This window comes from Dyadobacter sp. 32, assembly GCF_902506755.1.
GTDB lineage: Bacteria > Bacteroidota > Bacteroidia > Cytophagales > Spirosomataceae > Dyadobacter.
Genome location: NZ_LR735258.1, coordinates 6,872,507 through 6,891,599, shown reverse-complemented (window position 1 = coordinate 6,891,599; position 19,093 = coordinate 6,872,507). Strand labels below are relative to the sequence as shown.

The following is a 19,093-nucleotide window of genomic DNA, read 5'->3' as shown; positions in this document are numbered from 1 at the left end:
CCTGCAACTATGACCGGCGCTTGATGGAGGCCGCTTTACCCAATTGATTAACAAAGTCTCCCCTGTAATTAAGATATTTTGGTATAAAAGCATTACTAAAAGCTATTAAACATGAGATTTACATATTTTTAATTGTGATCTTGTTACCGTGTTTCAGCATCAACTGCGGTACAGTTGTTTATTACAGTTCTGTTATTCAGACCCAACAAAAAATTCAGCAGAAGACCAAACAAATTTCACCAAAAGGGACAAACACATTTCAAAAAGAAATATCGTGCTCAATGTGCGTGCTTTGTATCACATATGCACTTCCTTTTGTCTAAAAACGTTAAGAGCAACACAGGTAAATGCATCCGCTAATATTCAAAATGCATCATAGGCAGGTAGAGACGTGCATAGCGGTGACTTTGATAACTAATAAAGAAATTTCTGTTTTCGGTCCAGAGGTTTGACCGAGTCATTCATCAAGCGTTGGAAAAAAGTAATGCGTTTTCGTTCCACTGAATTTAAAAGAAAAATCCTCATTCCGGCGATACTGATCTTCCTGTTCATCGCTGGTATAACGATTTATAATTACTATTTCAAAACAGAATCGCTTTCTGAAACCAATCCGGGTAGCCTTCCCGATAAAGTAGACTTCAATTACCATATTCGTCCCATTCTCTCCGATCGCTGCTACGCGTGCCATGGGCCGGATGCCAACAAACGGGAGGCGGGATTGCGCCTTGATCTGGAAAAAGAGGCTTATGCTTTACTGAAAGACACCAAAGGAATGCACGGGATTGTACCCGGAAAGCCCGACAAAAGCGGTGTATACCTCCGGCTGATTTCGGAAGATCCGGAAATGCGCATGCCGCCAGTCAAGTCGAACCTTTCACTGAACGAGTATGAGATAAAACTTATCGAAAAATGGATACGACAAGGCGCCAGGTATGAAAAGCACTGGGCATTTTTACCCCCTAAAAAAAGTCCGTTACCTCAGGTAAATGACCGGGAATGGGTGAAAAATGAGATCGATGCTTTCGTTCTGGAAAAGATGGAGGCTCATCACCTCACACCCAGTGAAATGGCGAACAAGGAAAATTTGCTTCGCAGGGTCTGCACCGACCTGACAGGCCTGCCTCCCACCCTGGAGCAAATGGATCACTTTTTAGCCGACAACACACCAGACGCCTATGAAAAAATGGTCAGCAAACTGTTGGCCTCACCCGCATACGGGGAAAAAATGGCGCTTCACTGGATGGACGTTTCCCGCTATGCCGATTCCTACGGTTATCAGGATGACCAGTGGCGTACACAATGGCCCTGGCGCGACTGGGTGGTACATGCCTTCAACAAAAATCTGCCGTACAGCCAGTTTCTGACCTGGCAAATCGCCGGAGACATGTTGCCCAATGCCTCAAAAGAGCAGGTACTGGCCAGTGCTTTTGGCCGTAATCATAAGATTACAGAGGAACAAGGAGTCATTGACGAAGAATACCGGGTCAATTATGTGCTGGACCGCACTAACACTTACAGCAAAGGAATATTAGGAATAACTATGGAATGCGCCCAGTGTCACGACCATAAGTTTGATCCGTTCTCTCAGAAAAATTATTACCAGCTTTTTGCATTCTTTAACAATACCCCTGACCAGGGGCTTGACATTAAAAGTTCGAGAGACAGTAAACCTGCCAAATATCCGCTAATTGAAATAAGCCAGAAGGACCGGGAAGGGCTTTTGAAATTTGTAAACAATCCGGATACCTCCACCGTCAGTATTTCTGTAATGGGCGAGAAGCCGGATTTACGTAAGACTTTTATTCTGAACAGAGGTGTTTACGATGCACCGGGCCATGAAGTTTCGCCCTCTACCCCCGAGTCGATTCTACCTTTGGATACTACAAAATATCCCCGAAACAGACTGGGATTGGCGCGTTGGACGGTTAGCCGGGAAAACCCGCTGACGGCCAGGATATTTGTAAACCAGCTATGGTCGCGGATATTTGGGCGCGGACTGGTGGAATCGGTCGGTGACTTTGGCAGCCAGGGAAGTCTTCCCTCCCACCCCGAACTGCTCGACTGGCTCGCCGTTGACTTTATGGAAAAAGGCTGGAATGTGAAACATCTGATCCGACAGATCGTCACCTCGGCCACTTACCGGCAATCGGCGAACCTAAGCAAAAGGGGTCGGGAAATTGACCCCGATAATAAATTCATGGCCCGGGCGCCGCGGGTGAGGCTGCCCGCCGAGCTCATCCGTGACCATGTACTGAGCAGCAGCGGATTATTGAATAAAAAAGTGGGGGGACCCAGTTTTAAACCCTATCAGCCCGACGGCATCTGGGAGGTGACCAGCTCGGGCCGTGGTAATCTGAAAAGATATGTGCAGGATCATGGTGACGACCTTTACCGGCGCGGTCTTTATTCCTTCATCAAACTAACGTCACCCCCACCCAACATGCTTGTTTTCGATGCCAGCAACCGGGATCAGTGTGAAGTGGTACGCATGCGCACCAACACGCCCCTGCAGGCACTCGTCATGATGAACGACCCGATCGTGCTGGAAGCGTCACGCGTGCTTTCGGCCTCCATTCTGCAGCAGACTACCCTATCCGACGAAGATAAAATCAATGTTGCTTTCCGGAGAATACTATGCCGGACACCGGAACCAAAGGAAATTTCGACCTTAGCCGCTCATTATCAAAAGGAAAAGGATCGTTATAAAAAACACCCCGTCGATGCACGGGACTTTTTGAACATAGGTGAATTTATTTATCCCAAAAGACTAAATATGACAGAACACGCGGCACTGATGTCGGTGGTTCACACCATGTACAATCTTGAAGAAACAGTAACCAGAAACTGACACAGCATGGAAAAGAACTTTCTGGAAAACGGACTTAATGTAAATCGGCGGCAATTTTTTTCGCGGGTAAGCACCGGCATTGGCAGCCTGGCATTAGGATCCTTACTGATCCCGGACTTGTTTTCAGGATCTGCCGATGACGCATCTGCGCTCGGGCACGGCATGCCGCACTTTGCCCCAAAGGCAAAACGGATCATTTATATGTTCCAGAGTGGTGCCCCATCGCAGCTGGAGTCATTTGACAATAAGCCCCTGCTGCGGAAGATGATGGGGCAGGATTTACCAGAATCTATACGCCAGGGACAACGCCTGACCGGCATGACGGCCAACTATGCCAAGTTCCCGCTTGTCGGCTCTTTATACGATTTTCAACAATATGGTCAGGCGCGGGCCTGGGTGAGCGAATTGTTTCCGCATACGGCGAAGGTCGTGGACGACATCTGCATTGTAAAATCTTTGTTTACCGAAGCCATTAACCATGATCCGGCCATCACCTTTTTCCAAACCGGCGCGCAGCAGGGCAACCGGCCAAGTATGGGAGCCTGGATGAGCTATGGGCTTGGCAGTGAAAATAAAAATTTACCGGCATTTTGTGTATTGGTATCCAAAGGCAGGGGAAATGGCCAGGGAGTTTATTCCAAATTATGGAGCAATGGCTTCCTAGATTCGGTGCATCAGGGTGTACAATTTATGCCGGGTACGGATCCCGTATTATACATGGGAAATCCCGCAGGGACCAGCAAGCAAAGCCGCCGGGAAATGCTCGACCAGCTGGAAACGCTAAACCAGATGCAGTATGACAAACTGGGAGACCCGGAAATCGTCACGAAAATACAGCAGTATGAAATGGCCTATCGGATGCAGACTTCCGTTCCCGAAGTAACCGATTTATCCAAAGAACCAGATCACATCATCAAGCTCTACGGCCCCGACTGCCTGGTGCCTGGCACCTATGCAGCCAACTGCCTGTTAGCCCGCAAACTTGCTGAAAACGGTGTCCGATTTATACAGTTGTACCATCAGGGCTGGGACCATCATGGAAATTTACCGGAAGAAATGGCGGGACAGGCCAAAGACGTGGACCAGGCCTCGGCTGCCCTGGTGCAGGATCTGAAACAGCGCGGATTGCTTGAAGATACGCTGGTAATCTGGGGCGGGGAATTTGGTCGAACCAATTACTGCCAGGGCAAATTGGAATTTAACAAGTACGGCCGGGACCATCATCCACGGGCGTTCAGCGCATGGCTGACAGGAGGCGGGGTAAAAACCGGAATTGTGTATGGCGAAACGGATGATTTTGGATATAATATTGTAAAAAACCCGGTACATGTGCATGATTTTCATGCCACACTACTCCATCTGATGGGATTGGATCATGAAAAACTCACCTACAAACACCAGGGACGCAGATACCGGCTGACCGACGTGCATGGTAAGGTTGTAAATGACCTGATAGCCTAAACCGGAGCGAAAGATTGAATATGAAATTATTGAAGGAGTTCTCGATTAACCTGCTCATTGGCCTCAATGTGTTCATTCTGTTTTTTTTATTCTTTGAAAAACGAATCGAGATCCCTCCCTTATTGAAAGTTGTAGGCCGAACGCATCCACTCCTCCTACATTTTCCGATCGTGCTGCTCATTTTGGCTTTTGTCATGGAGTTTTTCAAAAAGCAGTTCCAGATCGAAGAAAAATCGTTCAAAAAACTCACCGCATTCATCCTGTTTGCAGGTTCGCTTACATCTGCTTCAACCGTCATATTCGGACTTTTTCTATCGCAGGAAGAAGGCTATGCCGGTGATACCTTGCAGTGGCATAAATGGACAGGCATTGCAGCTTCTTTTCTGTCGTGCGGCCTGGTGTGGGCATACTTTGAAAATATAAAGGCGATCATTTTGAAAACAGTGATGGCGATCACCTTCGTTTTTCTAATGGTTGCCGGTCACTATGGGGCTGGTCTCACACATGGTGATGGTTTTTTACTGGAACCTCTTGCCTCCGGCGAGAAAGAAGAAAATCGACCCGATCTCAAAAACGCTCTGGTTTACGACGATTTAGTTAAGCCTGTTCTGAAAGACAAATGTTTCAGTTGCCACAACCCGGACAAGGCGAAGGGGCAGCTGGTGATGACGGAAATCAACGCTTTAAAGAAAGGCGGAAAGACAGGTAAACTATTCATAGAAGGGAAGTCGGGAGAGAGCCTGATGATCAAACGGCTGCTATTGGATATCGAGCACAAACATCGCATGCCTCCGAAGGGTAAACCACAACTGAATGAAGATGAAGTGGCATTCATTTCGGCCTGGATCGACAATGGAGCAAGTTTTACGACAAAGCTCTCTGCTATTCCGGCGACCAGCAAAATTCACGGACTGGCTTCTGCGCTTTACGGCGGTTTGGCACACGAAAGCTTTGCATTTAACCCGGCAGACGAGGCGGTCGTTACCAAACTCAATAATACCTACCGCCTCGTTTCGCATGTTGCTTATGGCTCGCCTGGGCTTGATGTTTCGCTTTTTGGACGGGATGCTTTCAATCGCAAATCACTGGAAGAACTGGTATCCATCGCAGAGCAGATCGTGCATCTGAACCTGAGTGGCATGAACATCACAGATGCGGACATGGCGCTCATTACCGGGTTTCCGAACCTGCGGCAACTGAACCTGAACTACACCCCGATCACCGACAAGGGATTGAAGGATATCTCCAAACTGAAAGATCTGGAATCCATCATGCTTTCAGGAACCGGTGTCACTACGGCCGGTATTATTCAGCTTTCGGCACTAAAAAAGCTCGGCAACATCTATGCGTGGAACACCAGCATCCAGCCACAATCGTCAGATTCTCTAATGAAAAAATATCCCCAACTGCACATTGAAACCGGATTTGAAAATGACGGCAAAGACACCTTGACACTCAACAATCCAGAAATTTCACCCACCAACGCATTTTTCAGAAAACCATTTTTACTGAAAATAACGCATCCGATAGGTGGCACCAACCTGCTGTATACATTAAACGGACTGAGTCCCGACAGCACAGAGCCTCTGAAATTCCAGAAGCCATTTCTCATCAATAAGAACATATCGGTAAAGGTGATGGCGGCCAAAAAAGGCTGGGCATCCAGCAAAGTGATCGAAAGATCATTCCAGCGCTCTTCGATAAAGCCGGATACCATATCCCTGAAAACCACCCCTCACCCTTTACATAAAGGCCAGGGGGCATCTACCTTATTCGATTTGGCAGAAGGAAGTACAGATATCCTGTATGCCAGTGATGGAAACTGGCTGGGCTATCGCAACCAGGACTTCATTGCTGAACTGGGTTTCAGAAAACCTACTGAGCTGAGCGAGGTTATTCTGAGTACCCTCACGAGTGTGGCACTCGAAAGTTTCCCACCCACGGAGGTCGAAGCATGGGTCTCTGCGGATGGGAAAGAGTATGTGCTGGCAGGGAAATTGAATCCGGCTATTCCGGGTGAAAAAAGCCGTATTGAACACAACATGCTGAATATACCGATCAAAAAGCAACGTGTTACTTATATCAGAATTGTGTGCAAATCACTGCGAAAAATGCCACCATGGCACAAAAAGGCCGGAGCTCCTTCCTGGTTTTTTATCGACGAAATCCTGCTGAATTAGCATAAGGCTTTCGTGCAGTCTCTAAACCTTCACTTTGGAAAATACATATAAGGTTTCCGTGGCAATCTGCCTGCAGCGTTCATCATATTTTGTCTTTTCCTGAGGTTTTCCATCATACGCTTTGGGATCATCATAGGGAACTGCAACACGTGAGGCGGCGCCCTTCACGACCGGACAAGCCTTGTCGGCCTGTGAGCAGGTCATCACGGCACAAAAGCCGTTTTGAGGGTTAGCCGGATCATTGTATTTTTTGGAGAATGCTTTTAAAGGTTCTGCATCCAAGGCGTATTTCACTTCATACACAGGGTTCGTACCTTCGGATGATTTGCTGATTTCAAATCCTGCCCGGCTACAAGCGGCAACCGCTCTTTCGTTGAAGGCGGTGGATTCTGTCCCGCCTGAAAACGTTTTTACATTGGGAATCTGATAGTAGGCAGCGGCAGTTGCAGCCCAAATCTGCCCAAAATGGCTACGCCGGGAGTTATGTGTACAAATGTAAGTGAGAAGAACAGGTTCGGTAGCGTTAACCTTATCCTGGATAAACAGCGCGATCTTGTCCAATTCCTTTTTTCGGTCCTTCGGAATTTTCGAAAAATCCGATTTTACTTCAGTGATATAGGTTAACAGCGCCGGATTCATGACGGACCGATCGCCAGGGCCCTCAGCTACAACTTTAACAAGGGGCAGTAACAACAAACAGATCACAAGATTTAAACACTTCATACAGATTTATATTTTTATTCTGAAAAAACGATGTATTGAATCAATCGAAAATATACGATGAGAATTTTTCAAAAAAATATCTATCGTATTATTGCAATGAATAAAAATGTTTTTACCTTTGGCACATGGGAGTAACAAAAACAGAGGTTTTTACCGAAAAACAAAACCGAATTGCTGATTTAGCGAAGGCGCTGGCGCATCCGGCACGTATCGCGATCATTCAACATTTGTTAAAAGAAAAATCATGCGTTTGTGGTGATCTGGTAGAAGTGTTGCCTCTTGCTCAAGCCACGGTTTCGCAGCACTTAAAGGAACTGAAAAACAGCGGTATACTTCACGGCGAAATCAATCCGCCCAGGGTTTGCTACTGCATAAACGAAACCGTCTGGCAGGAAGCCAAAGCAATTTTTGGTGAAATCTTCGAGGCAGAGGTAAACGTAACCTGCTGTAACTAACAAGCACTACATCTCACATTTCACATCCGCCCGGCGGCCCGGTTACATCTTACATTTCACTTATTACATCTTACATCTAACATTCAATCGTAACATAGCAATGAACAACTCAAATCCCATGAACTGGCAGGCGTTTAAAAGTACGCTCTTACTAAATCCAGACAAAGTGCTTCAATTCCAATTTGCAGAGGGACAATTTGTTGATGCCTCTTATCATATTACCGAAATCAAGCAGGCCCCGATTGTGTCGGTGGACTGTGGCGGGGTGATGAACAGCTGGACAGAAATTATCATGCAACTTTGGGAACCCTCGGTATCGGAAACCAACCGTGCGATGAAAGTCTCCAAAGCGATTTCGATCATTGACCGTGTTGAAAAATCATTGCCACTCAACCCGCTGGGTGTTGTAAAAATCGAATTTGGCAATTCAAAATTTGATACACGCCAGATGTACCCGTCAGAATTTATTTCAGAAGGGGATTGCTTCACAGTGAAACTGGCAGCGGATTATACACAATGCAAAGCCATCACCAGAGGCGGAAGCTGTGGAACGACGCCATCGGGCGAAGAATGCTGCACGCCTGCTGCGAATACGGTCACATCAGCAAAACAAACCCTTGAATTAGAACCCATCGGTGCTGAAAGTCAAAGCTGTACACCTGGTGGCGGATGCTGCTAAAAAGCTTATAGCCATTCGCTTTTGGCTATAAGCTTTTCGCTAATTCGTATAAATAGAAAATGCAAACGCATATTTTTATGATATTAATTCGCACTCTTGAAGCATCTGACTGGCCGACCGTCCGTGAGATTTATGCTGAGGGTATCGCAACCGGACAGGCTACGCTGGAAACGAGCCCGCCGGAATGGGAGGTCTGGGACAGATCTCATACAACAGACCTACGGTTTGTCGCTGTGACTGATGGAGGCGAAATAGCTGGCTGGACCGCCCTTACGCCTGTGTCAGGCAGATGCGTTTATGCGGGTGTAGCCGAAGTAAGCGTGTATGTAGGGAGCAGATTCCGAGGACAAAAGACTGGTGATAGGCTTTTGAAACACTTAATCAAACAAAGCGAAATGACGGGGTACTGGACCTTACAGGCCGGAATATTCCAGGAAAATCTGGCGAGTATGAATCTTCATGCCGGTAATGGTTTCAGACTTATCGGATTTCGGGAAAATATTGGAAAAATGAACGGAGTGTGGCGAAGTGTTAATCTTCTGGAAAGAAGAAGTAAGGTGGTGGGAATTTAAAAGTGGTCGGCTTTCGGCCATCAACTTTCAGCCTGATTTTCGCAAATAAACCATTCTCAGTGGTCATGAAGTTTTTTAATTAGTTATATCAAAAAGGCCGACTGCTGATAGCTAACGCCTAAAAGCATAATCCACATGAAAAAAATACTAGTGCTCTGCACGGGCAATAGCTGCCGCAGCCAGATAGCAGAAGGATATCTCAGAAGATTTTCCGGCGATAAAGCCGTCGTTTATAGTGCGGGTGTTGAAACGCATGGTGTCAATCCGAAAGCCATAAAGATTATGGCCGAAGATGGGATTGACATCTCGGACCATACTTCAAACAATATAGATGAATACACAAACATCGACTTCGATTTTGTGATCACGGTGTGCGACAATGCCAAAGAGCGTTGTCCGTATTTTCCGACAAATGCAAAGAAATTCCATCACAACTTTCCGGATCCGGCCAAAGCAATCGGTAGTGACGAAGAAGTGAAAGCGGAATTCCGGGCTGTCAGGGAAATGATCAAGGAATACTGTGAGGATTTTGTGAAGGCAAATCTTTAACAAATCAGTTTCAGGTCAGGTTGTTTATTCAAAACCGATTTAATGAAAAAATCCGGAGCGTGAGCAGCCATCGGGCTAATCGCTATTCGCCAAAAGCTAACACTTATGTCTGCATCACAATGCCCCCCCGCGGCCAACAGAAAGAAACTCAGCTTTCTTGACCGCTATTTAACTTTATGGATTTTCATAGCCATGGCAATCGGCGTAGGATTGGGCAATTTTGTGCCTTCCATTCCTGCTTACATTAATACTTTTTCAAGTGGTACAACAAACATTCCACTTGCTATTGGACTGATCCTGATGATGTATCCGCCACTTGCCAAAGTGAAATATAACAAAATGGGGGAGGTGTTCAGAAACACCAGAGTCATGACCGTTTCGCTTATCCTGAACTGGATCATCGGACCTGTGCTGATGTTTCTTCTGGCCATTATTTTTCTTCCAAACCATCCTGAATACATGATCGGCTTGATCCTGATTGGCCTCGCACGCTGTATTGCCATGGTGCTGGTCTGGAATGAGCTGGCGGAAGGAAGCCGTGAGTATGCTGCCGGGCTGGTGGCATTAAACAGTGTTTTTCAGGTTTTACTTTACAGTTTTTATGCCTATTTTTTCATAACCGTTCTGCCTCCGTTGGTTGGTTTGAAAGGATTGGCCGTGAATATAACCATCGCTGAAATTGCAGTGAGCGTTGGTATCTATCTGGGCATTCCATTTGCTGCCAGCGTGCTGAGTCGTGTTGGACTGACCGCACTTAAAGGGGAGCATTGGTATGAACAGAAATTTATTCCGTTCATTTCTCCGATCACGTTGGTGGCATTGTTATCAACGATTATTTTAATGTTTTCCCTGAAGGGCGAGCTGATCGTGCAGCTGCCAGGAGATGTGCTACTGATTGCTATCCCACTTGTAATTTACTTTGTGATCATGTTTCTGGTCAGCTTTTTTGTGGCCAAAGCGCAGGGAGCTGATTATTCTCAAAACGCATCCATTGCCTTTACAGCTTCGGGTAACAATTTTGAGCTGGCGATCGCGGTTGCAATTGGTGTATTTGGGATCAATTCCGGGCAGGCTTTTGTAGGTGTGATCGGGCCGCTGGTGGAGGTCCCTGCTTTGATTGCACTCGTTAACGTAGCTTTCTGGCTGCGTGATAAGTACTATAAAACTGAAAATATCCAGACACCACATAGAAGTGTATGATTGGATTGTGATTGATGGCAGCCAGAGCGGGCTAGCCTGTACCAATTTCCTGCTTCAGTCTGGAATGTTGAAATCAGCATGTACGAAGTATCTCAATAGACGCGCCCATTGGCTAATTTCAACGGCCTCGTATTTGTAATTTAACTTTTCAGCATGGAACCAGCCGTTTTCCCATCAAAGAATAAAGAAACTTTCGGAATCAGTTTATAAACTAATAAACCACGCCACGGTTATCCAGAATTGCTGCGCCCTGACGGATTCGTTAAACTCGTTGACACGGTATTCAACACCCATTTCAACCTTATTGGCGTCTGTTGCATTGTAGCCTATCGCAAACGCTCCACGGATTTCCAGATCCGGGGTGCCATCTGCCAAGATACCGAGATATTCATTCGTAAATTTTGAATAAAATTCCTTTGGATCAATGCTACGCCCGTTGAGCGCCTTTTCCAGTCCAAGGCGATAACGCAATCTGAATTCGACCGGCTCTCCGGCAGTGAAGGTTTCGTCCGCAACGAATCGGTGCGCCATGCGTAAACTTTCCATTTTCCGCACATTCGTTAATTGCTGAATGAGGCGATGCGTAAACCTCCCATCTCCCCTTCGGATCATGTAACCTGCCCCGAAAGTATTATCCACGGATATTTTCTTCGAGAGAATCACTGCCAGGTCGGTTCGTTCATATCGCAAATTGTGGCTGGCAAGCTTGTCGGTTTTTTTTTCAGAGAATATCTGACGTGATTCCAGCTTTGTGTTTAATTTATAATTCTTACCCAGTTTGTAGTTCAAATTGAACTGAGGCAACGTTCCTGCCCGGTAATTTTCCTGAGAGAATACAGATAGAGGAGGCAAGCAAAGTGCCAAGCACAACAAAATATGTCTAAGCATCAGTAAATCAGGTTATCAGCGTTACGTTGTACTATTTCACTAATGCGCACAATGGCACCATTACTTTCACAAAGCACCTCATAATAACCCGCTTTTTTATCTTTTGTAGCCCTCAACACCAGTTCGTACCGTGTCTCTACACCTTCCGGCAGTTTATCGCTCAACAAAGCTTGTTTAAGTGCATTTTCATTTCCCTTCCACTGCAGCTGTGTCTTGGTAACTTTGTACCTGGTAAATACCCTGCTCAAATTATCTTTCAACAACGTTCTTGCTTTTTCATGGATTTGATTCATTTTAATCCGGATCTCTATATCCTGAATTTGCCCGGATACATCGAATTCGATACTGTACCACTTACCCGAATCTTTCAATTTCGCCTCAATGGATCTACCCGTGAGACTTTCCTCTCCATACCAGCGGATTCTGGAATTCTTGAAAACTGACGAAATGAATTTCATAGCCCGTGCCGGAACAGCCTCAGGTTTTATATCATATTCGCGTTCGTACTTTTTCTGGGCCAGTGCTGGCGCGCACAAAAGTGCCATAAGCAACCCTGCCAGGTAATATTGAAAGCATTTTCGATCGATCACAGTATTGTATTTGTTCATTTAAAACTTTTAATTTCAGGTGTACGGGCCAGAATACTCGTTAGCGTAAGCAAATATTCTTTTTTACCGGATACCAGCCAAATCACGTTTAACATATCATTATCCTTGCTAATCTGAACCTGTTCCATCTTAATATCCCGCAGCAGCAGTTTATTTTCCAGCATCTTCACCTGCCCGAATTCGGGGTTCCGAAACGTAACGCTTAGCATTTTCTCCTGTTTCAGGGCACCAATGAGCCGTTCGATCCTGGTCACCATCAACAAAATTAACAGTGTAATAATCGTAAATACAAAAGCAAGCGCATGATACCCGATCCCGGTGGTCATGCCAATAGCAGCGGATGTCCAGATGACGGCCGCAGTCGTCAATCCCCACACCGAAAACTGATCCTTAAAAATGACGCCCGCCCCTATAAAACCTATTCCGGTTATGATATTGGCGGAGATCCTGTCATCTGTTCCAGCACCATGACGCGACACGATCGTAAAAATAGTGGAACCAAGTGTGATTAGAATAATGGTTCTGAAACCCGCCGATTTATTCCGGTATTCTCTTTCAAAACCAATGATCCCGCCACAAAGAATTGCCATCAGCATACTGATTAAATCAGCCAGTTCAATCGTAAATCCCATCGTTTCAAATAGTTTTGGTGTTCGTTCATGCACTACAAAACTATGCCTGAAATTATCGTGAAATTATCTCTCGTCTAAGCGAGTCCGACTTTTGCCCATGCATGAATTTATCAGGACATTCATTTTCTATTCTCCACTTTTCTATGCCGATACGTTCTCAATGCTGCCTTATCCCACTGTTCTTTCAGAATCTTCTTCAATCCATCCATATTCATGCGGAGTCCTACTTCTGCGTCGGGCGCTGTATCTTCATTGATGATCCCCACAGGCCCCCGATAAGTACTCTCCCTCATCACCCGCATCATTTCGGCCTCAGCGTCCCCCTCACCGATCGGCACGACCTTCACCGGATTACCGTTTTGAAGCCCCATTAGATTCACGGCCATCAGGTGCGGTAAAATTTTCGGGAAAAATGTAGCAAAGCGGTCAATATCCTCTTCCGCATGGTGAAAATTGTAAACGATGCCAATATTGGGCATTTGCAAGTAATTAATCACTGCCAACTGGTTCTCTGGTACACCGTACCAGCCACCGTGATTGTATAGGCCCACTGAGCAGCCAATTTCACCGGCCTTTTGCGCAATGTATTTAACCGGCCTGCCCACCGCCTCGATTTTTTCATTCTGGCTCATTTTGTCCATATCCTTGATACCTGAGATCATGCACCATATTTGCGTTTTGACCCCATTACGCTTTAAAACATCTAAAATGATCGGCAAGGTTTTATCCTTTTCGGGATCAGAACCCGAATGAAACCAGAAAGCCTGCAACCTAATGTTGTGTTTTTTCAACGCTTTAATTTCCGCATCAAACTCAGGAATGTGCTTATCACGCCAGTCATAAGCCAACATGGAAATGCCCAGTTTGTTCAACATGGCAGCACGCTGCTCCGGGCTTCGCTCCTTTACGTCGAACGGTACGATACACCACGCAATAAGATTGTCCCTTGCAAAGATATTATCGGTTCCATTCTGCACTTGAGCATAACCATTGTGCATACTGCAGGTCAGCAGGAAGCTTAGGTAAATTACATGGTTCAATTGATAGTTCATCTCTGACGTACGGATAGATCAATCATTAAATACGCAAAATAGATAAATTCTAATTTTGCAGATTACATTGAAAAAGATTGGGAAATATGATACAAGGACAGCTTGGAGTACTACTTAAAAAACGTTGGAATTCAGGTAAAGTCAAAGCATCGGCAAAATTCTCAAAAAAACTGTTACCGATGCACGCCACAACGCCAGTGATTTCGAAGGAAAACTTCGGGCAATTTTGGGGCGGGTAAACCAAAATTATGTAATTTAACAATCCAATTCTCTTTTTGCATAAAATGATTCCAAGAGCATTAACGAAAAAGGCGCAAACTTTGCTTACCCAATTCCCGATCGTATCTATTTCGGGACCACGTCAGTCAGGAAAAACTACCTTTTCCAGGCTGGTATCTCCTGATTTCGAGTATGTAAATGTTGAGCTGCCCGATCAACGGAGGATGGCAGAACTGGATCCTCGTAACTTTCTGGAAAGACACCGCAATAACGTGATTCTTGATGAAGTTCAGAATGTTCCCCATTTATTTTCATACCTACAGGTTTTCTCCGACGAGCTAAACACAAGCGGGCAATACATCCTCACTGGATCTCAAAACTTTCTGCTCATGGAGAAAATTACGCAGTCACTGGCGGGAAGAGTTGCCATCCTGACACTTTTACCACTATCCTATTTTGAACTTTCGGAAAAACCATCGGTCGAAGATTTCATTTTTACAGGAGGCTATCCCAGGGTTATTCACCACCACGCAGCTCCGGAAGACTTCTTCCCTACCTACATTCAAACCTATATTGAGCGAGATGTTCGCCAGCTCATACAGGTTCAAAACCTGTCGCTTTTTCAGAATTTCATATTACTGCTGGCGGGCAGAGCGGGACAGGTTTTTAATGCGTCAGCACTCGCCAATGATCTGGGAGTGAACAGCCAGACCGTAGAATCCTGGGTTTCTGTTTTAGAAGCTTCTTATGTGGTGTTTCGATTGAGGCCTTACTATCACAATTTCAATAAGCGAATCACCAAGGCTCCAAAATTGTATTTTTATGATACGGGTCTACTCTGTTATTTATTAGGATTGAGAAGAAAGGAAGATCTGGCTATCCACTTTGCCAAAGGAGCTATTTTTGAAAATTTTGTTATCCTGGAAGTAATGAAACTGTATTTTAACCAGGGGCGACGCCCCCAGATCTACTATTGGCGGGATAGCAACCAAAACGAAATAGACCTTCTCATTCAGGAAGGCATGCACCTGAAAGCAGTTGAAATAAAGTCCGGAAAAACCATCAATACCGACTTTTTTAAAGGGCTTAAATACTTCAAAAAAATTGCTCCCGAAGCGCAGAGCATTCTTGTATACGGTGGAAATGAGTCTCAAAAAAGATCGGATGTCATCGTGTATGCGGTAAATGAATTGGATAGATTGATATGACAAAATAGTGCGCTTTAAAATATTGCCAGCGTAGAACCGTGACAAGACCAGTAGTACCAAAAAAACAGCCCAATCACAAAGTGAAAGGGCGTTCCATTTACTCAACGTTATGAAAATTCTTGCTTTTAGTTTGTAATGAAGTGAATTGTTATGCAAAGCTACCAGTTTCAAATATCCGCCACAATACCTAAATTTTAAGGTAGTGTCACTAGACTTTTTTCTATTAATCCGCCAAATGTTTGAACAGGATTGCAGCATCAAAGCGCGTATTTAACTTCAACATCCTCTCTGTGCCCAACTCAGCGGAGATAAAAGTGACCCTGTTCAAAGAATAATGGCTCACTGGGGATCCATACATTGAATTGGTGCCGCAACGATAAAAGGGTAACCAAACGCCAAATAACGACTTGATTTTTAGTTATTTGCGACAAAAATTAACCCCGAAAAAGCCCAATGCTGGGATATTTCGGGGTTTTTGTTTATCTTAAGGTTACCAAGCTTTAACATAAACATATGCAAATTACACTTTTTCCTGCTGATTTTCACTACTCTTCAAAATGGTACATTTTCAAGGAGTCGGAACTAGGTAAGATCCATGCTTCTATCAATTGGGACGGTTTGTCCGAGCTATTACCAGAGAAAAAGACGCTCCGCGGATCACCTTCCTGGCTATCTTCAAAGGGGTTGTTTGGCCTGATGTTTCTTAAACATTATACTGGGCTTAGTGATGAAAAGTTAGTTGACCGTTTTAATACGGACTGGGCAATGCAGTTGTTCTGCGGAGTACTATTAGCTGAAAATGAATCAATTAAGGACAATTCATTTGTGTCAAGGATAAGATCTTACTTAGCAAAGCATGTGAGTGTGGAACAAATGCAGCAAAAAATGCTAGAAAAGTGGAAACCGAATCTCGAGAATAGTCACGTGATGCTTGCTGACGCGACGGCTTACGAAAGCTATATTCGGTACCCGACCGACGTTAAGCTGCTGTGGGAGTGTTGTTTATGGCTATGGGACAAAACCATTCCTAATGTATGCAACAGCTTTAAGCTTAAAGTTCCAAGATCCAAGTTTGATCAGCAGAGGAAAAAATGCTTGATATACAGCAAGTTAAAAAGGAAGTCGCGACGCAAAACGAAAACTCGAAAACTCTCACTATTACATCTGGTTGAGAAAGGTATAGAGAGTCTGCAACAACTTCTGAATCAAACGCAAGGCGGCAAACTTTCCGCAGCAGATTATGCTCGTATTCGTACTATTAAGCTGATTTTACAGCAACAAAGGCAGCTATTCAACTACCCAGGCGTAAAGATTAAAGATCGTATAGTTTCCCTTGCTAAACCATATGTAAGGCCTATAAAACGAGGAAAAGAAAACAAAGATGTGGAATTTGGAATGAAGGTTCACATGAATCAGGTAGACGGTATTAATGTGATCGAATATGCTAGCTTTAACAATTTTAATGAATGTAAAAGACTGAAAATAAGTATATTAAAGCACAAAAAACATTTCGAAAAATGTACTCATATATCGGCAGACAGGATTTATCCGACCAATGAAAATAGACGTTTTTGCACAAGTCGTAAACTCATCACGAATTTTGACAAAAAGGGACCAAGGAAAGAAGATAAACAGGAAAAACAAATAAAAGGAATTCTCAATAAAGCCAGAAGCTCATCAATGGAGGGCAGTTTTGGAAACGAGAAAAACCATTATCTACTTCGAAAAATCAAAGCCAGAAGTAAAGGAACCGAAATGATATGGCTATTTTTTGGTGTATTCACCGCAAACGCGGTTAAAATGGCTAAAAAAGCTCCGACAGTGCAAACGTTCCCAAAAAAGCAAGCTGCGTAATTCTCAATAGCGCAAACGAAAAATCTAACCTTGTAAGTTGGGGAGGATAGTTATGTCCATTTAATTCATAAACTGAAGCAGTAGGCCATATTAAGTCACCAAAATTGTACTTTTCCCATACGACACCCTCAATCAAAAACTAAAACTCCCCAATCGAATCCTGAGACTACACGCCAAGGAGATCGACAAGGGAATTTTCAAGGGAGGCCGATAAAACTGAAACCCGGAACTCCCGTTACTTAACCCTGAAACACCCCCAACTATCGACCATTCACCTACTTTTCAGGATGATCGGTGTACCACTTGAATGCCCCGGCTACCCTCCGCATATTTGTTTAAGGGATCATTGATTGTAGGTAACCTAGATGACACGTTTGAACAGTATGACACAAAGCAAGGCGAAGGATACTTGAAAAAATGTGAGTGTCGGGCGTCCAATCTAAACAAACTCAATTCCCAGAAAAATATTTTATTTAACAAAAACAAACACTTACAACTTTCGTCAAAGTGCTTGTTTTTTAGGTGGAGAATAACGGATTCGAACCGTCGACCTCTTGCATGCCATCCAGATTTTTGAGGATTTTTTGTATATTTGATTTTTATAAAAAACAGCCTAATATATTGAATATTAGTTAGTTAATTGAGTTTCTTTAAGTTTGCTTAATTATCCTTAGACAAGAAATGTTCGACCTATGTTCGACCTAATTTTGATCAAAATATGCACTGATGGCACTCTCAACCAAGTTTATCCTAGCTTCCAAAGTTAATGATTCGTGCGAGTATCCGATAATGCTCCGCATCATTATTGATCGTAAGAACCAGTTAGTCAGCACAAAGAAGAGCTGTAAACAAGAAAATTGGTTAGTTAGTCAACAGCAAGTTGCACGCGGTCATCCAAAGCATCAGGAGATCAATCTACTACTGCGGACAATCATCTCAGAGCTAGATTTCCTGATCATTTCCGAAGGAAAAAAGGGTCGGAAGCCCACATTCGACGAAATAAAAGCTGTGGTACGTAGTTTGACCGGCGCTACAAAGGAACCAGAGAGTAAATCACTCTTTAAGCTCTTTGACGACCATATTTCTGTACTCAATCAGCAAAACCGGATTGGCTACGCTGACACCTTTAAATTTACGCTGAGCAGCTTGAAAGGGTTTGTAAAAAACAAAGACAGAGATCTCCTATCTATCAATCTAAATTTTCTGAAGAAATATGAAGAATACTTGATGGAACGCGGATGCGCTATTACTACAAGAAGTGTTTATCTAAGAACTTTCAGAACGATGTGGAAGGTGGCAATCCGGGAAAAATTCTGTCCCGAAGCTCACTACCCTTTTAAAGAGCTCGCATTTGGCAAATACAACAACCCTAGGACCAAAAAAAGAGCGATCCAAAAATCGCAGATTGATCAAATCTCAGCACTGGAGATAGATCCATTGAATGATACACTGATTAATTCACGTAATTACTTCCTTTTCAGTTTTTATTGCCGAGGAATCAATTTTACGGATCTTGCAAGTTTAAAATGGGATAACATTGTTGATGACGAACTCGAATATATCAGGTCGAAAACCAAGGAAGAATTTCGTTTTAAGCTCCATCCAGAAGCTATGCGGATCCTTGATTTTTACCGAAACCTTCGAGGCAATAGCGATGCGGGCTACATCTTCCCAATATTGTACAAAAGACACGACAGCATACAGTCGATTAGATATAGAAAGCAGAAGATTCGGACGCGGGTTAACAAAGAGTTACAAGAATTGGGTTCAATCTTAGGCATTCAGAAGAATCTGACTACTTACGTGGCCCGACATTCCTATGCAACCACGCTCCGTAGAAACGGGGTTTCGAAGGAGAATATCGGGAGGTCACTGGGACATGACAGTTTGAAGACTACCGATATTTATCTGGAAGACATCGGAGACCCGATCTTAGATGATTTGATCAACTCAACGCTTTGAACG

16 protein-coding genes are annotated in these 19,093 nt (G+C 44.3%); 11 read left to right on the top strand and 5 right to left on the bottom strand.

Annotated elements, in window-relative coordinates; all coding sequences use genetic code 11:
• Window positions 1-484: 484 nt before the first annotated feature.
• From DYADSP32_RS28140 to DYADSP32_RS28130, 3 genes are read left to right on the top strand one after another with little or no spacing between them, the layout of a single operon-like run.
• Entirely contained in the window at window positions 485-2,848 is a 2,364-nt protein-coding gene (locus tag DYADSP32_RS28140) for a DUF1553 domain-containing protein (protein ID WP_149239647.1), read from the top strand.
• 6 nt (window positions 2,849-2,854) lie between these two features.
• Complete coding sequence (locus DYADSP32_RS28135; protein ID WP_149239648.1) at window positions 2,855-4,309, top strand: DUF1501 domain-containing protein; 1,455 nt, start codon at window positions 2,855-2,857, stop codon at window positions 4,307-4,309.
• Window positions 4,310-4,329: 20 nt separating this feature from the next.
• Complete coding sequence (locus DYADSP32_RS28130; RefSeq protein ID WP_149239649.1) at window positions 4,330-6,489, top strand: c-type cytochrome domain-containing protein; 2,160 nt, start codon at window positions 4,330-4,332, stop codon at window positions 6,487-6,489.
• Between the two features lie 21 nt (window positions 6,490-6,510).
• Here DYADSP32_RS28130 and DYADSP32_RS28125 read toward each other — a convergent pair whose 3' ends face one another.
• Window positions 6,511-7,212 (bottom strand): protein-tyrosine-phosphatase, encoded by a 702-nt coding sequence (locus DYADSP32_RS28125; RefSeq protein ID WP_149239650.1) that lies wholly within the window; start codon window positions 7,210-7,212, stop codon window positions 6,511-6,513.
• Window positions 7,213-7,337: 125 nt separating this feature from the next.
• On the opposite strand from DYADSP32_RS28125, the gene DYADSP32_RS28120 reads away from it, so the two are divergent.
• The 5 genes from DYADSP32_RS28120 to arsB all read left to right on the top strand — a co-directional run bounded on the left by DYADSP32_RS28120 (window position 7,338) and on the right by arsB (window position 10,667).
• Entirely contained in the window at window positions 7,338-7,667 is a 330-nt protein-coding gene (locus tag DYADSP32_RS28120) for a metalloregulator ArsR/SmtB family transcription factor (protein WP_149239651.1), read from the top strand.
• 100 nt (window positions 7,668-7,767) lie between these two features.
• A complete protein-coding gene (locus tag DYADSP32_RS28115) occupies window positions 7,768-8,346 on the top strand; it encodes a DUF6428 family protein (protein ID WP_414618122.1) in 579 nt (192 codons plus the stop codon).
• Between the two features lie 77 nt (window positions 8,347-8,423).
• Entirely contained in the window at window positions 8,424-8,918 is a 495-nt protein-coding gene (locus tag DYADSP32_RS28110) for a GNAT family N-acetyltransferase (protein ID WP_149239652.1), read from the top strand.
• 135 nt (window positions 8,919-9,053) lie between these two features.
• The gene (locus tag DYADSP32_RS28105) at window positions 9,054-9,467 is read left to right on the top strand and encodes an arsenate reductase ArsC (protein WP_149239653.1); all 414 of its coding nucleotides are present in this window, start codon (window positions 9,054-9,056) and stop codon (window positions 9,465-9,467) included.
• Between the two features lie 105 nt (window positions 9,468-9,572).
• Entirely contained in the window at window positions 9,573-10,667 is a 1,095-nt protein-coding gene (arsB, locus tag DYADSP32_RS28100) for an ACR3 family arsenite efflux transporter (RefSeq protein ID WP_149239654.1), read from the top strand.
• 204 nt (window positions 10,668-10,871) lie between these two features.
• Here arsB and DYADSP32_RS28095 read toward each other — a convergent pair whose 3' ends face one another.
• The 4 genes from DYADSP32_RS28095 to DYADSP32_RS28080 all read right to left on the bottom strand — a co-directional run bounded on the left by DYADSP32_RS28095 (window position 10,872) and on the right by DYADSP32_RS28080 (window position 13,847).
• A complete protein-coding gene (locus DYADSP32_RS28095) occupies window positions 10,872-11,555 on the bottom strand; it encodes a DUF2490 domain-containing protein (protein WP_149239655.1) in 684 nt (227 codons plus the stop codon).
• Entirely contained in the window at window positions 11,555-12,163 is a 609-nt protein-coding gene (locus tag DYADSP32_RS28090; RefSeq protein ID WP_149239656.1) for a hypothetical protein, read from the bottom strand. The genes DYADSP32_RS28095 and DYADSP32_RS28090 overlap by 1 nt, the downstream gene beginning before the upstream one ends.
• Window positions 12,160-12,795: an MgtC/SapB family protein gene (locus DYADSP32_RS28085; RefSeq protein ID WP_149239657.1), complete on the bottom strand. Its 636-nt coding sequence runs from the start codon at window positions 12,793-12,795 to the stop codon at window positions 12,160-12,162. The genes DYADSP32_RS28090 and DYADSP32_RS28085 overlap by 4 nt, the downstream gene beginning before the upstream one ends.
• Before the next feature lie 119 nt (window positions 12,796-12,914).
• Window positions 12,915-13,847, bottom strand: coding sequence for a sugar phosphate isomerase/epimerase family protein (locus tag DYADSP32_RS28080; RefSeq protein ID WP_414618121.1), 933 nt, complete (start codon window positions 13,845-13,847; stop codon window positions 12,915-12,917).
• A 284-nt stretch (window positions 13,848-14,131) separates the two neighbouring features.
• Between DYADSP32_RS28080 and DYADSP32_RS28075 the strand changes: the two genes are divergently transcribed.
• From DYADSP32_RS28075 to DYADSP32_RS28065, 3 genes are all read left to right on the top strand, one after another.
• Window positions 14,132-15,274 (top strand): ATP-binding protein, encoded by a 1,143-nt coding sequence (locus tag DYADSP32_RS28075; protein ID WP_149239658.1) that lies wholly within the window; start codon window positions 14,132-14,134, stop codon window positions 15,272-15,274.
• A gap of 513 nt (window positions 15,275-15,787) precedes the next feature.
• On the top strand, window positions 15,788-17,128 hold the full coding sequence (locus DYADSP32_RS28070) for a transposase (protein ID WP_149239659.1): 1,341 nt from the start codon (window positions 15,788-15,790) through the stop codon (window positions 17,126-17,128).
• Between the two features lie 726 nt (window positions 17,129-17,854).
• Complete coding sequence (locus tag DYADSP32_RS28065) at window positions 17,855-19,090, top strand: site-specific integrase (protein ID WP_149239660.1); 1,236 nt, start codon at window positions 17,855-17,857, stop codon at window positions 19,088-19,090.
• Window positions 19,091-19,093 lie beyond the last annotated feature (3 nt).